Origin of the sequence: Dyadobacter soli (assembly GCF_900101885.1) — a bacterium.
Lineage (GTDB): Bacteria > Bacteroidota > Bacteroidia > Cytophagales > Spirosomataceae > Dyadobacter > Dyadobacter soli.
Genome location: NZ_FNAN01000002.1, coordinates 209,561 through 224,569, shown reverse-complemented (window position 1 = coordinate 224,569; position 15,009 = coordinate 209,561). Strand labels below are relative to the sequence as shown.

The following is a 15,009-nucleotide window of genomic DNA, read 5'->3' as shown; positions in this document are numbered from 1 at the left end:
CTAGTTTGGTGTTTTCTTGAAAACTCCGTGGAACATTTCTTGGTAGATTGCCCCGAATAATAGAAATTTGACATTGGTAACTCAAATGAATACATGGGCAAAGTAATTGCAATTGCAAACCAAAAGGGAGGCGTAGGGAAAACCACCACTGCTATTAACCTTGCGGCCAGTTTGGCCGCGCTAGAATTCCGCACACTCATCATCGACGCTGATCCGCAGGCTAATTCGACGTCGGGGCTTGGATTTAATCCGCAGGAGATGGAGAACAGCATTTACGAATGCATGGTGGAGCAGGCGAAAACTTCTGAAATTATCTTGCAAACCGATTTCCCGAACCTGAACCTGTTGCCGTCGCATATCGACCTGGTAGGGGCGGAGATCGAGATGATCAATCTTAAAAACCGGGAGCACAGGATGAAGGACGCGATCGCGGAAGTGCGCGACGACTACGACTTCATCATTATCGACTGTTCCCCTTCATTAGGCCTTATCACAATCAACAGCCTTACCGCCGCCGACTCGGTGATCATTCCGGTACAATGCGAGTATTTTGCATTGGAAGGATTGGGTAAGTTGCTGAATACCATCACGATCATTCAGTCAAGGCTGAATACCAACCTGATCATCGAGGGCATCCTGCTCACGATGTATGACCTCCGCCTGCGTCTGTCCAACCAGGTGGTGACCGAGGTTACCAACCACTTCGAATCTCTTGTTTTCAACACCATCATACCTCGTAACGTACGTATCAGTGAGGCGCCGAGCTTCGGGATCCCTGTCATGGCGCAGGATTCGGACAGCAAAGGGGCCGTCAGCTATCTGAACCTTGCAAGAGAGATTCTCAGTAAAAACGGTTTGCTCTCTTCCGACAGGGTGAACTGACCACGATAGTACGAACAGGCAATGGAGAACAGCAGCAAGACGAAAAAAATGACCGGACTGGGAAGAGGATTAGGCGCTCTTCTGCAAGACTCCGAGAAAATCAGCACGCCCAGGGCAAGCACACGCGGCTCGGAGGTCATCGGTTCGATGAATGAAATCGATGTGAGCCAGATCGAGGCGAACCCTTATCAGCCGCGGACGAAGTTCGACCAGGAATCACTGGATGAACTCGCGGATTCCATTCGCGTGCAGGGTATTATCCAGCCCATTACCGTGCGGCAGCTTTCGGAAGACACCTACCAGCTGATTTCCGGAGAGCGCCGTTTGCAGGCATCGCGCTCGCTCGGCATGACGACCATTCCCGCATACATCCGCACGGCCAACGACCAGCAAATGCTGGAAATGGCGCTTATCGAGAACATTCAACGCGAAAACCTTAATGCGATCGAGATTGCATTGAGCTACCAGCGGCTGATCCTCGAATGCAGCCTCAAACAGGAAGAACTCGGCGCACGTGTGGGCAAGAACCGCACGACCGTCAACAACTATATCCGCTTGCTCAAACTGCCGCCGGTGATCCAGGCGTCGTTGCGCGACGACAAGATCAGCATGGGCCACGCCCGGGCATTGATCACGATCAACAGCGACCAGAGCCAGCTCAAAATTTTTAACCAGATCATCGAAGAAGGATGGTCGGTGAGGAAGGTCGAGGACGAGGTTCGGAAGCTCGGAATGATTAGCAATATCCCCATCGAGTCGAAAAAACAGCCGACAATTAATCAGGAAATAAAGTCGTTACAGTTCCAGCTTTCGTCCTACTTCGGGGCGAAGGTGTCCGTGAAAGCCAACGAGCAGCATAAGGGCGAAATCAAGATCCCTTTTGGCTCTCAGGACGAACTGAAAAAGATTTTAGAAACACTGAAATTCAAGTAAACGTTGAAAAACTGGGTATTGTTAGGGTTGATTTTGCTGGTATCGGGTCGGATTGCAGCACAGACGGAGGATAAAAAGGATAGTCTGAAAACCGGAAAATCGACGACCATTGTACTCGACAGCGCGGCATTGGCCCAGGCCGACACGTTAAAAAACGTTAAAAAGAAGTGGATGCCGGTGCCCAAAACGGCCACGCGACTGGCGTTCATACCGGGTGCGGGACAGCTTTATAACCGCGATTACTGGAAGGCGCCGATCGTGTACCTGGCATTTGGAGGAGGGCTTTATACCTATTATCTGAATACGATTAAATATCGTGATTTTCTGGGTGCGTATGAGCGGTTTTATATTCTGGACAAGAATGATCCGAAATACGGCCAGCGAAACCCGGATCTGGCGGACGACGACACGGTCAGGGTGCGGGTAAGAAACCTGCTAAACACGAGTAGTGAGTACCGGGATATCACACATAGCCAGGCGGTTCGTCAGAAGAACTACTGGCGCCGGAACCGTGGCTTTGCCATTATCGTAACGGGCCTGATTTACACGCTGTCGATCATCGAGGCCAATGTGGCGGCGCATTTGAAGACTTTCGACCTGTCGGACGACCTTACTTTGAACGTAAGCCCCAAGCTGAACCAGCCGATGATGCGCGAACCAACGCCGGGCGTGCGGATGGTTTTCAATTTTAAATGATTTAAAAGAGTACTGATTTTCAAATAACAGATTAATGAGAATACTATTACTGGGGTACGGGAAGATGGGGAAGACGATCGAACAGATTGCCGTGGACCGCGGGCATTCGATCGTGGGGAAAATTGATGTGCAAAACCGTGCGGATATGGACAAGCTGCAAACTGCCGACGTAGATGTGGCGATCGAGTTCAGCTCACCGGAATCCGCATTTGAAAATATCATTTATTGCCTCAAAAAAGGCTGGCCGATCGTGTGCGGTACCACCGGCTGGCTCGATCACCGTGCCGAAGTGGAAGCGCTCTGCAAGGCTCAGTCGGGATCATTTTTCTACGCATCCAATTACAGCATTGGCGTGAACCTGTTCTTCCGCCTCAACCGCATGCTCGCGCGCCTGATGAACGGGCACGAGTACCAGAGCTCGATGACCGAGGTACACCACATTCACAAACTCGATGCGCCCAGCGGCACAGCCATTACGCTTGCGGAGGGTATTATCGAGGAAATGGGGAACGTCGACGGCTGGAAGCTGGCCCCTGAAAACGAGGAAGGTTACCTGCAAATCCTGGCCGAGCGCCGCGGTGAGGTGCCTGGTACCCACATTGTCCGCTACGAATCGGAAGTGGATACCATCGAAATTTCCCATACCGCCCACAACCGTCAGGGCTTCGCATTGGGCGCTGTGGTAGCTGCGGAATGGCTTCCGGGCAAATTCGGGGTGTTCGGGATGAACGACCTCCTCAAAATTTAAAGTATTCTAATCAATCATCGCATGGCTGTTAATAGAGAGTTGACTTCGAGTTCAGTTGAATCCAAAAAGAAGAAGTCACCGGCAAGGGAGTGGTTCGACTCCATTTTGTTCGCGGTAGTAGCCGCAACGCTGATCCGCTGGCTGTTTTTTGAAGCATTTACCATTCCAACGCCTTCGATGGAGAACAGCCTGCTCGTGGGCGATTTTCTTTTCGTAAGCAAGCTGCATTACGGTACCCGCACACCGAAAACGCCATTGCAGGTGCCGCTCACGCACCAGACGATCTGGGGAACGAACATTCCATCCTATACCAGCCTTATCCAGTTGCCGCAATACCGCCTGCCGGGTTTCAGCGAAGTGAAACGAGGCGACGTGGTGGTATTCAACTACCCTCCCGAATTGCAGCATCCGGTTGATTTGAAAACCAATTATATCAAACGTTGCGTGGGTCTCCCTGGCGACAAGGTCGAAGTGCGCGACTTGCAGGTGTACACGAACGGCCAGGCGATGGAAAACCCCGCCCGTATGGAGAACGAGTACTTCGTAGCGACCACCACGGCGGTGAATGAAGAAAAGGTGTTCCGCGAAAACGGTGTTTCTGAATTCAATACCTATACGGAAGGCGATAACGATACGATCAGGGGTAACGAGCAAATGGGCTACCTGGTTTTCACGACCACGGAAATCGCAGCTAAGCTTAAAACTTATGATTTTGTAAAAAGCATTACACTAGTGAAATCACCAAAGGATATCAGTGAGCCGATGCTCTACCCGAACTCGTCGCTCTTCAAATGGAACCGTGACAATTATGGTCCGATTACCGTTCCGAAAGAAGGTATGACCGTGCAGCTGACGCCTGAAAATATCGCAACCTATGGCCCCGTGATCAAAAACTATGAGGACAATGAGGATGTGGTGATCGATGAAAAGTCGGTGAAAGTGGGCGGTAAGGCCATTACCAGCTACACATTCAAGCAGGATTACTACTTTATGATGGGTGATAACCGCCATAACTCGGCCGATTCCCGCTATTGGGGCTTTGTACCGATGGACCACATCGTGGGCAAAGCAGTATTCGTATGGATGTCCATCGACCCGAACCCGACCAGCTTCTTCAACAAAATCCGTTGGAGCCGCATTTTCAGGGTGATTAACTAAGCTTAGCAAGATTGGAGATATGGGAGGAATCGCAAGGTTCCTCCTTTTTTGTGTTATATGTAAATTAATAATATATAATGATTGGGGTGTTATGTTGATTGGTGGTATATTGCGTGTAGTGACCGCCGACGGCCGACCACTGACCGCCGGTCAAAAACATCTTTCCCATGCTCACAACACTCCCCAAACCCGAAACGAAAGCCCGGAAGACGAAAACCCCATTCCGCGAGTGGTTCGACTCGATAGTCTTCGCCGTAGTTGCGGCTACATTGATCCGCTGGCTGTTTTTTAGTGCATTTGTGATTCCAACGCCTTCGATGGAGAACAGCCTGCTCGTGGGTGATTACCTGTTTGTGAGCAGGCTGCATTATGGTACTACCACGCCCGTGACGCCATTGCAGGTGCCGCTCACGCATCAGACGATCTGGGGCACCAGCATTCCTTCCTATCTCGACTGGATTAAGCTGCCGCAATACCGCCTGCCGGGTTTTACTGATGTCAAAAATGGGGATGTCGTCGTGTTTTATCTGCCCGTGGAGCATCCGGATATGTATCAGAAATACAGTAATGTGCTGCCCGACCTGCATCCGCACCCTACCGATCTTCGTTCCAACTACATCAAGCGGTGCGTAGGCATTCCGGGCGACAAGCTGGAAGTGCGCCTCGGGCAGGTGTATGTGAACGGGCAGGTGCAGGCGGCGCCTGTGCGTATGCAGAACGAATATTTCGTATCGGTAAAAACGGCTGTGAATGAAGAGAATGTCTTCCACAAGAACGGCATTGTAGATTATGCGCAGTTTACCGAAACCTTCGGCGATAGCATTGCCGCTAATGACGAGGCGGGCTATGTAGTGAAAACCACCGATGCATTGGCGGAGAAGTTGAAAACCTATGATTTCGTGAAGCGGGTGCAGCCGGTATGGATGGAAAAAGGCTTGAAAGAACCCTTCCTTTTTCCGGCAAGTGATGCGGCAGATTGGAACAAGGATAACTACGGGCCCATTACCGTGCCGAAAGCCGGAATGACTGTTCCATTGACCGAAGTCAACATTGCCCTTTACGGCGACATTATCCGCAATTTCGATGGGAATGAAAATGTAGTGGTAGAAAAGAACAAGATCACCATCGGCGGTAAGCAGCTTACTAACTACACATTCAAGCAAGACTACTATTTCATGATGGGCGACAACCGCCACGATTCCGCTGATTCACGGTATTGGGGCTTCGTGCCGAAGGACCACATTGTTGGAAAGGCCGTTTTCGTATGGATGTCCATCGATCCCAACCCGACCAGTTTCCTCAAAAAAATCCGCTGGGATCGTGTTTTTAGAATGATTTAAAGGAGGGAAGGAGAAAAGGAGGAAAGGGAGGATGGAGGAAGGGGAGGAAGAAAAAAACTGAAAGAAAGAATTGAGGTTTGTAGAAAATCAGCACGGAAATAGGGGACCCCGCTGGGGTCTCGCGATGTTTTCGATCTACTTATTTTCTATAAACAGGAAGCCGCTCCGCGGCACTTCGAAATTGAGCATCCTGATATTCAGGCATGGCGCCCGATGCCGGAGGCATTACCTGTTTATAGAAACACACGAGAATATATGACAAAAGGCCCCGTCGGGGCCTCCTGTTGTTATTATCCGCACCAGCCTTTCCTTTCCGCCTTCCTCCCTTTCCTCCATCCTCCCTTGCCTCCCTTTAAAATCACTCCTCCTGCGAGAATATCAAAGCTGAGTACGGCGGGATTTGTAACGAGCCGAACTGGCCGCATTCGTCTATTTCACCTTCCATAGTGTCGATGTCGAATACGCCCAGGTGTGAGAAATCCTGGTCGTAGTATTCGTTGTCGGTATTGAGGCGCAGATGCCATTTGCCGGGGCGGGGGAAGCCTACTTTGTAATCAGAGAAGGTTTCTGTGGAGAAATTGAATACTACCACGACGCTGTCTTTCGGTCCGCCTTCGTCCCAACGGTGCATGACGATCACTTTTTTCTCATTATCCTGCCTGATAATGCTGACGTTTTGCCCTTGCAAACCTTTGGTGACGCCAAACCAGTTGCGGCGGATGTGGATCATATCACGGTGCAATGCGGCAAAGCCGCTGAATTTTTCGAGCCTCGACCAGTCGATCGGATCGCTGTCCGAGAACCATTTGTCTTCCAGCAATGGCTGTCCCTGGAATATCATCGGAATGCCCGGAGAGGTTAGCACCAATGCTACGCCCAACGCGGCGCGTTTTTTGGAATACCAGTTATTGACATCGCCATCCGCGATTTCCTCGGCCACACGTGCCTGGCCGTTGGCGACTTCGTCATGCGATTCGGTGTAAATAATGCGCTGGAAGGAATCAGTATTGTAGCGATTCGTGATTGCGGCCACCACGCTATCCATATTGCGGTCCTCGTCGTTGGCGGTAATGATCGCATCGCGCACGGAATGCACAAACTCCGCATCCCATTGCGATCCGTAGCCCAGGCCGCCGTTTTCGACCGAGTTGGTGATAAAATCGAGCGAGTGCATATCCTCGGCGATGGTAATGCAATTGACACAGCTGTCGCGGATGTCCTTGTTGATCCATTGCATGAGCGAAATGCCCTCGGGAATGTCGTCGCCGGGGTTGCCGTTGGCTTTCACATTGCGGATGTAGGGTACCATATCCATTCTGAGGCCGTCGATCCGGTAATCTTTAAGCCACATCAATGCATTATCGTGAATGTACTGGCGTACCTCGCCCCGGCCGTAGTCGGGGCGGGTGTTGCCCCAGGGCGTTTCCGAGCGCCAGTCGTTGTAGAAATAAATGCCGCCGCCATCATTTTCCTGCCAGCCATCGAATTGCCAGAGGTCGAGGTCCGACGGACCGAAGTGGTTATATACCACGTCGAGAATTACGGCAATGCCCGCTTCGTGCGCGGCTTTTACGAATGCTTTCAAACCGTCCGGACCACCGTAGTCAGACTCTATAGCAAACGGGTTAGCAGGGTTATAGCCCCATGACCTTGAACCCGGGAATTCAGAGCAGGGCATTAGTTCCACTGCATTGAAACCCATATCTTTTAAATAGGGAATCCGCTCGATAGCCGTATAGAACGTTCCGACCTGCCCTTGTTCTTTAACATGGAAAGTGCCTACATGCAGCTCGTAGACCACCAGTTCATGCCAGCTCGGCATTTGAAAAGTTACATCCTGCCAGTCGAAAGACTCGTGGTTGTAGACCACGCAATTGCCGGCTGAATTGGTCATTTTTAGTGCATAAGGGTCGTTGCGGTGCAGTTCTCCGGCGGGTGTTTTCAGGACATATTTATATTCGTCCCCTTCTTTTGAATTTTCGACCAGCGCGCCCCACATGCCATTTTCTTCCGGTTGCAGCGGATTGGCGGAGGCATCCCAGTCGTTGAAACTTCCTATGACCGAAACACTTTCGGCGTGCGGCGCCCATACGCGATAGTAAACCCCTTCGGGATGGCAGGTGGCGCCCATGCCTTCAAAATGCTGCTCGGTTTCGGCTACTTCGGTTTCGAGGTTTTCCATATATGGTTTTCAGATTATTGTTTATTTTTGAAAATCAACTGCTGACGTATACTCGCAAAATGCATGCCAGGCGTCGGCAGTTGCAAATCTCAACCAACACACTATACTATGTATCCATCCTCCGACGCAGAGAAAATCTGCATCCTCGCGCTTATGCACACGCCCGGCATCGGGGCTGTGACCATCCGCCAGCTCATCAGCTACTGCGGCGGTGCCACCCAGGTTTTCGAGGCCGATTATAAAAGGCTCATTAAAATCCCCGGTATCGGCGACAAGATCGTGAAAGCGGTTCTAGGCAAAAACACCTTGGAACTGGCTGAAAGAGAGCTTGCACAATGCCGCAAAACCGGGACACAGCTTCTTTTCTTCAACGAACCCGACTACCCGGCGCGACTCCGGCCGCTTTACGACGCGCCCATTGCATTGTATGCCAAAGGCAATACCGACTTCAACTGGCCACGTACGGTCGGGATCGTCGGGACACGGAAAATCAGCGAATACGGGAAAGCGGTGACCGAAAATATCATCCGTGACCTGGTGCCTTACCAACCGCTTGTGGTGAGCGGGCTGGCGTATGGTGTGGATATCACTGCACACCGGCATTGCCTGCGCAACAATCTGGCGACGTTAGGAGTGATGGCCAGCGGCTTGGACGTGATCTATCCGGCTGTTCACCAGCGCACGGCGTTTGAAATGCAGGACAACGGCGGTATCGTGACTGAAAACGCATTGGGCACCAAGCCGGATTTTATGAGATTTCCCGCGCGCAACCGAATTATTGCGGGGCTTAGTGATGTTACTATTGTAGTGGAATCGGGGCGGACCGGCGGAAGCCTGATCACCGTAGAATTCGCGCAGAATTACCATAGGGACGTCTTTGCCGTGCCTGGGGCGATCAACGAGCCGCATTCGGAAGGATGCAATTTCCTGATCCGCGATAACAAAGCAGCAATTTTTACTTCGGTGGCTGATATGGCTGCGGCGCTGGGTTGGGGTGAAGGAATGCCGGAAGTTGCGCCGGTTACTTCGGGGGATCATTCGGCGATGACGTTCGAAGGCTTCACGCAGGACGAAGGCCAGGTACTTTCGCTGTTAAAGCAGCAGGGCGCGATGCAGATCGACGAGCTGGCCTGGCAATCGGGCATTCATTTGAACCGGCTGGCTACATTGCTGCTTAACCTCGAATTCCAGGGAATGGTCCGGTCGATGCCGGGCAAGAAATACGGGTTGATTTAAATGCATGGATAAAAGTATCATTCAGTTAGTGAAGGAAGGGGAGGGGCTTACTACCGAGTTCAAAAGGACAGTGGATAGTCCTTTCAAAATTGCCAAAACCATTGTGTCCTTTGCCAACACCTCGGGCGGCAATCTGCTGATCGGCGTGGCTGATCATGGTGCCATTATGGGTGTACAATCGGAGCTGCGGGAATTACAAAAGCTCGAAAAGGCATTGGTGAAACTGATCGAACCGGTATTGGTGGTTCAGATTAAAACATTAAATCTTGACGGCAAAAAAGTTTTATGGGTGACCGTCAGTGAAAGTGAAGACAAGCCGCATCATGCGCTGAATGAAAAGGGTGAGCGCATTATTTACATTCGTGTGAAGGACAAAAGTATGCCTATCCCCAGGCTGCTGCTCTACAATGGAGCCGATAGCGAGACGGAAAAGTTACTGGCTACGCGGCACGTCAAAACATTGGTTACGTATCTCAAAGAAACCGATTCAGTCACGGCCAAAGTTTTTTCCAAAATCATCAATATCTCCGAAAAACGGGCCGAGCGAATGTTGCAGGATCTTGCGGCGCGGCAGATTTTACTGAAACTATCCAAAGGAAAGCCCGAAAGTTTCAGCCTCAAATGGACGGAATAAAAATGCGGCCGGCATTCCCGGTGTTCCGGTTGCCGGCCGCAAGTAACATTTGAGTGAAAATTAGTTGATACCTACTAATTCCAGTTCAAAAATAAGGTCCTGACCTGCCAACGGATGGTTGGCGTCGAGTACCACGTAAGTTTCAGTTACTTCTCTAACGACAACCGGGATCACCTGGCCGCCGTCCTGGTGCATATTCAATGTACCGCCTATTTCGAGAGGAATATCGGCAGGGATTTGCGCACGGTCGAAACGGACGATCATGTCATCATTAACCGGGCCGTATGCTTCGGCATTAGGGATACTGATCGTTTTTTTGTCGCCGATCGTCATGCCGGTCACGCCATCGTCAAATCCTTTGATCACCTGTCCGCTTCCCAGAGTGAAGCTTAAAGGCTCACGTCCTTCGGAGGAATCAAAAAGTTGTCCATCCGGCAAGGTACCTTTATAATGTACCAGTACTTTGTCACCAGCCTTTGCCTGACTCATAGTTTTATATTTATGTGGTTGAAAAAAGCATTCGGAAAGGCTTTCCGGGAAACGCTTTCCGCGGAAACTCTCACGAATGCGTGAAAATGTAAATTAGTATGCCCGGGCAAATACCACGCGTCCTTTCGACGGCTTGCCCGAGTAAATGCAAACGCCCTCCTCTGCTTCCTGGTTCAAAGGAATGCACCGGATGGTCGCCTTGGTTTCCTCCTTGATCTTTTCCTCGGTCTCGGAAGTGCCGTCCCAATGCGCTAGGACAAACCCGCCTTTGGTATCGAGGATATTGTTGAATTCTTCGAATGAATCTACCTTGTAGGTATTCTCTTCTCTGAACGTCAACGCCTTTTTATAAATCGATTCCTGAATGTCTTCCAGCAGGTTCTGAATGTATGTTGCAATGCCTTCGATTGAAACCGTTTCTTTGGTTTTGGTGTCGCGGCGTGCAACTTCCACGGTGCCGTTTTCAAGGTCGCGGCCTCCCATTGCCAACCGAACCGGAACGCCTTTCAATTCATACTCAGCAAATTTGAAACCAGGTTTCGTATTGTCGCTGCTGTCGTATTTGACGCTGATGCCGAGTTTTTTCAGGTCTTTCGTGATTTCGCCTACTTTCTCGGAGATTTGAGCAAGTTGCTCTTCATTCCGGTAAATCGGCACGATCACCACCTGGATAGGCGCGAGTTTCGGAGGTAAAACGAGTCCCGCATCATCCGAATGGGCCATAATGAGCGCGCCCATCAGACGCGTACTTACACCCCATGAGGTTCCCCAAACGTAATCCAGCTTGCCTTCCTTATCCTGGAACTTCACATCGAATGCATTCGCGAAGTTCTGGCCCAGGAAATGGGAAGTACCTGCCTGCAATGCTTTTCCGTCCTGCATCATCGCTTCGATGCAGTAGGTATCTTCGGCGCCCGCGAAACGTTCGTTCGCTGTTTTTACCCCTTTGATAACCGGCACGGCCATCCATTCCTCGGCAAACTGCGCATATACTTCCAGCATTTGCTTCGTTTCGGCAATCGCTTCCTGTGCGGTTGCGTGCGCGGTGTGGCCTTCCTGCCACAGGAATTCGGCCGTGCGCAGGAACAGACGTGTACGCATTTCCCAGCGCACGACGTTCGCCCATTGGTTGATGAGCAACGGCAGGTCGCGGTACGACTGGATCCAGTTCTTGTAAGTACTCCAAATCACCGTTTCCGAAGTAGGGCGGACGATCAGTTCCTCTTCCAGTTTCGCGTCCGGGTCTACCACCACACCTTTACCATTCGGGTCGTTTTTGAGGCGGTAATGCGTCACCACGGCACATTCCTTGGCAAATCCTTCTACGTGTGAGGCCTCCTTGCTCAGGTACGATTTTGGGATGAAAAGCGGGAAGTAGGCATTGGTATGGCCTGTTTCCTTAAACATGTCATCCAGCGCGCGCTGCATTTTTTCCCAGATAGAGTACCCGTACGGCTTGATCACCATACAGCCTCTTACCGGCGAGTTTTCGGCCAGGTCGGCGCGTTTCACTAGTTCATTGTACCACTCGGAGTAGTTTTCACTGCGTGTTGGTAAGCCTTTACTCATTACTTTGTATTATTTTGGAATATAAATGGAGTATTACGTTAATCCAGGCCTGTTTTTCAAGGGAGTTGCAAAGATAGTTTTTTATGTTAACTTTGGAATTAATGTATAGTTACGGACGTTTACTTCGTACAGAGAACAGGTTTTTTAACTATATTAGCAACAAACTTTTAATCCTTCAAAAGCCATGAGTATGTTCAATAAAGCAAAATATTTGTCTTTGCTGGTGCTGTTGGGAGCTTGGGGGTGTACTTCGAACCAGTATACATCGCGCTCGGGCGACGGATATGACGATCTCTACGGGGGAAGCTCCGGCGGAGGCCTCGTGCTGACAGACCGCGGAGGTGATCAGGAAGTCTCCCGTTCGGATAATCCGGACTACGCCTATACAGGCAACTATTCCGAAAACGGCACAGCAGACTACTACGACGAAAACTATCTTTCGTCAAGAACTGTAAACCGTCAGGTATCGTCAGACGTAGGCTATAATGCCGGCTTTGTCGATGGCTATAATTCTGCCAGCTTTAACAACAATCGCTACTATGGCGGTTTAGGCTCATTCTGGCCGGGTAGCTACGCAGGTTTATCGCTGAACTTTGGTTACGGCGGTATGAGGATGCGTCCTTCATTTGGGTTCGGATTCGGATCTGGTTTCGGATACTCGCCATTTGGCTATTCGCCATGGGGTTACGGAAGCATGCTGGGTTACGGCGGAATGATGGGCTACGGCTATGATCCGTTCGGTTACAGCCCTTGGGGTTACAACAGCATGTATGGCTGGGGTGGAGGTTACGGAGGCTATTACGACGGCTTCTACGGTGGTTACGGATATTCACCATGGGCTTACAGCCGTCCGGTGATCGTGATCAACAACCCTGAAAGAGGTATTTCGAGAACTTACGGCCCACGTGTGGTAGATGCCAGCAGAAGCCGCGGCGGCGATCGTTACAATTCCAATTTCGTAAACTCGTCCCGCTCACGCTCCGAAGCTGCAACGAGAGGAAGCCGCGACGGCAACCGGGTAATTTCCGGTGACACGTATTCTTCGCCAAGAACGAGCCGTTCGGGCCGTGGTAATGCTGTTGCGAACGGCGGCGGAAGAACCGGCGGTGAATCATACGGCTCACGCAGCATCGATGGTGGCAATGTATATTACTCACGTCCGCGTTCTGCCAATTCGAGCAACTATTCTTCGGAAGGCGGAAACACCAACGGTGCGAGCTATTCATCTCCACGTTCTTCGAGAGGCTCCTCTTCTTACAGCGCACCTTCATACAGTGTGCCGTCGAGAAGCCAGTCGGATTACAGTACGCCTAGCAGAAGCTATTCGAACCAAAGAAGCGAATCTTACAGCGCTCCGACGCGGACTTACAGCCAGCCGTCATACAGCGCTCCTTCAAGAAGTTACAGCGCACCATCTGGTGGTGGGGGCGGTGGCGGCGGAAGTTCAAGCCGTTCTTCAAGAGGTCCAAGATAATCTACGACTGTCCTTGCAAAGAGATAGTCACGTCGAAAACCCTGCAAAATGTCATAATTTTGCAGGGTTTTCGTTTAAATTGTGTTGAAATAAAGCAACAATTGCCATGTCTAAACCATACTCAGGAATAGCGCTATTATTTTCGCTACTCACTTCATCAGCGACGTTCGCTCAATATGCTACCGATGCCTTTCGGTATTCAGAAATCAATCAGACGGGAACCGCACGCTTCCAGGCACTTGGCGGAAACCATGCAGCCATCGGCGGTGACGCCAGTTCCATTTTCGGCAACCCGGCAGGGTTAGGGTTTTACAACCGCTCGGAGTTTACGATAAGCCCGGCAGTGACCATCGCCGGAACATCAGCGAGTTACCTGGGCAACACCGATAAGCAAAACAGCAGCCTGTTCAACATCCCGCAGGCCTCCGTCGTCTTTGCCAGTCAGCCGGGATTTCAGCGCAAATGGAAGCGGTCGTCATTCGGTGTTTCCTTTTCACGTCAGCAATCATTTCAAAACGGGTACATTTATGGAGGGCGCAACAACAACAGCGCTTACATCGATAATGTGTTGGAGAGTACCAACAATGCAAGTCCTCCTTATAGTATCGACGAATTGGAAAAAGGCCTGACAAACAACGCCGCGGGCAATCCGATAGCTTCCTCATTACCAGTAGCCTATTACCAGATGTACCTGATCAACCCTACGACCACATCGGGCCCTCCGTTCAACGCGATCGACGGGCAAAGCGTTGTGGACCAGTCAGGAGATTTTACTTCCAAAGGGGCTACATCTCAATGGACATTCGCCTACGCGGGTAACCTGAATGATAAGTTTTATTTGGGGGGAAATATCGGGTTCAGCAGGATCAAATATGATTACTCTTCCCGGTTCAGCGATGACTACATTAACAGCCCGTCTTTGACTTTTATCGATCAGTTTGAGGATTTTACGGTTCGCGGCAACGGATTCAACGCATCGCTGGGCGCCATTTACAAGTTCAACCCCATGTTCCAGATTGGTGGAACGCTGATCAGCCCGACTATCAGTGCGATTAAAGAGACATACAGCCAAAGTGTTGCGGCCGGTTTCGTCGGTGGGAAAGTCAAAGATGCGGACGGTAACCTCATTACTCCGCCATACACTTCGCTACCCATTGCTCCCAACGATTTTGAATACACTTTGATAGGTCCAATGCGCGGTAATGTCGGTGCGACGGTGTTTTTCCAAAATAAAGGATTTCTGACGGCTACTATCGAGTACAATGGCTACGCCGGCATGAGGGCTAACACAAGCTTCCTGGACGATGCAGGTAATAAGGATTTCAAGAACAATACAAAGGCTGAAATCAAAGACACATTCCGGAATACCGCCAACTTCCGCCTCGGCGGCGAAATCCGGGCGAATATCTTCCGTGCAAGGCTCGGCGGGGCGTACATTTCAGATCCCTACCTGGATCAATCCGATGGTATCGATCGCAGCAAGTTGCTGTTCTCAGCGGGCATAGGCGTACGAAAAGACCGCTTTTTTGTGGATTTGACAGGTACATTCATGACCTATAAATCTGCTTACACACCTTATTACCTCAAAGATCCCAAAAATTACGCGTCCGTCGAGATTACAAACCGGCCGATCAACGTGATGCTGACAGGCGGTGTATCTTTTTGATA

13 protein-coding genes are annotated in these 15,009 nt (G+C 50.7%); 10 read left to right on the top strand and 3 right to left on the bottom strand.

What is annotated here, in order from left to right; genetic code table 11:
• The first annotated feature begins 93 nt into the window (after positions 1-93).
• From BLQ88_RS03205 to lepB (BLQ88_RS03180), 6 genes are all read left to right on the top strand, one after another.
• A complete protein-coding gene (locus BLQ88_RS03205) occupies positions 94-882 on the top strand; it encodes a ParA family protein (RefSeq protein ID WP_012779825.1) in 789 nt (262 codons plus the stop codon).
• A 21-nt stretch (positions 883-903) separates the two neighbouring features.
• Complete coding sequence (locus BLQ88_RS03200; RefSeq protein WP_090146663.1) at positions 904-1,815, top strand: ParB/RepB/Spo0J family partition protein; 912 nt, start codon at positions 904-906, stop codon at positions 1,813-1,815.
• Between the two features lie 3 nt (positions 1,816-1,818).
• Entirely contained in the window at positions 1,819-2,511 is a 693-nt protein-coding gene (locus tag BLQ88_RS03195) for a DUF5683 domain-containing protein (RefSeq protein ID WP_090146661.1), read from the top strand.
• 34 nt (positions 2,512-2,545) lie between these two features.
• Positions 2,546-3,259 (top strand): 4-hydroxy-tetrahydrodipicolinate reductase, encoded by a 714-nt coding sequence (dapB, locus tag BLQ88_RS03190; RefSeq protein ID WP_090146659.1) that lies wholly within the window; start codon positions 2,546-2,548, stop codon positions 3,257-3,259.
• 21 nt (positions 3,260-3,280) lie between these two features.
• Positions 3,281-4,417, top strand: a complete 1,137-nt coding sequence (gene lepB / locus BLQ88_RS03185; RefSeq protein ID WP_090146658.1) for a signal peptidase I — start codon at positions 3,281-3,283, stop codon at positions 4,415-4,417.
• A gap of 167 nt (positions 4,418-4,584) precedes the next feature.
• A complete protein-coding gene (lepB, locus tag BLQ88_RS03180) occupies positions 4,585-5,757 on the top strand; it encodes a signal peptidase I (RefSeq protein ID WP_090146656.1) in 1,173 nt (390 codons plus the stop codon).
• A 358-nt stretch (positions 5,758-6,115) separates the two neighbouring features.
• Here lepB (BLQ88_RS03180) and BLQ88_RS03175 read toward each other — a convergent pair whose 3' ends face one another.
• Positions 6,116-7,939 carry an alpha-amylase family glycosyl hydrolase gene (locus BLQ88_RS03175; RefSeq protein WP_090146654.1) on the bottom strand — a complete coding sequence of 608 codons (1,824 nt, stop codon included), beginning with the start codon at positions 7,937-7,939 and terminating at the stop codon, positions 6,116-6,118.
• A gap of 108 nt (positions 7,940-8,047) precedes the next feature.
• Here BLQ88_RS03175 and dprA point away from each other — a divergent pair, with 108 nt between their 5' ends.
• Both dprA and BLQ88_RS03165 read left to right on the top strand, forming a co-directional pair.
• Entirely contained in the window at positions 8,048-9,175 is a 1,128-nt protein-coding gene (gene dprA, locus BLQ88_RS03170) for a DNA-processing protein DprA (protein ID WP_090146652.1), read from the top strand.
• A 4-nt stretch (positions 9,176-9,179) separates the two neighbouring features.
• A complete protein-coding gene (locus BLQ88_RS03165) occupies positions 9,180-9,809 on the top strand; it encodes an AlbA family DNA-binding domain-containing protein (protein WP_090146650.1) in 630 nt (209 codons plus the stop codon).
• A 60-nt stretch (positions 9,810-9,869) separates the two neighbouring features.
• On the opposite strand, the gene BLQ88_RS03160 is transcribed toward BLQ88_RS03165, so the two are convergent.
• Both BLQ88_RS03160 and proS read right to left on the bottom strand, forming a co-directional pair.
• A complete protein-coding gene (locus tag BLQ88_RS03160; protein WP_090146648.1) occupies positions 9,870-10,298 on the bottom strand; it encodes an FKBP-type peptidyl-prolyl cis-trans isomerase in 429 nt (142 codons plus the stop codon).
• Between the two features lie 93 nt (positions 10,299-10,391).
• A complete protein-coding gene (gene proS / locus BLQ88_RS03155; protein ID WP_090146646.1) occupies positions 10,392-11,867 on the bottom strand; it encodes a proline--tRNA ligase in 1,476 nt (491 codons plus the stop codon).
• A gap of 190 nt (positions 11,868-12,057) precedes the next feature.
• On the opposite strand from proS, the gene BLQ88_RS03150 reads away from it, so the two are divergent.
• The gene (locus BLQ88_RS03150) at positions 12,058-13,341 is read left to right on the top strand and encodes a hypothetical protein (protein ID WP_229212556.1); all 1,284 of its coding nucleotides are present in this window, start codon (positions 12,058-12,060) and stop codon (positions 13,339-13,341) included.
• A 106-nt stretch (positions 13,342-13,447) separates the two neighbouring features.
• Entirely contained in the window at positions 13,448-15,007 is a 1,560-nt protein-coding gene (locus BLQ88_RS03145) for a porin family protein (RefSeq protein WP_090146643.1), read from the top strand.
• The last annotated feature ends 2 nt before the right edge of the window (positions 15,008-15,009 follow it).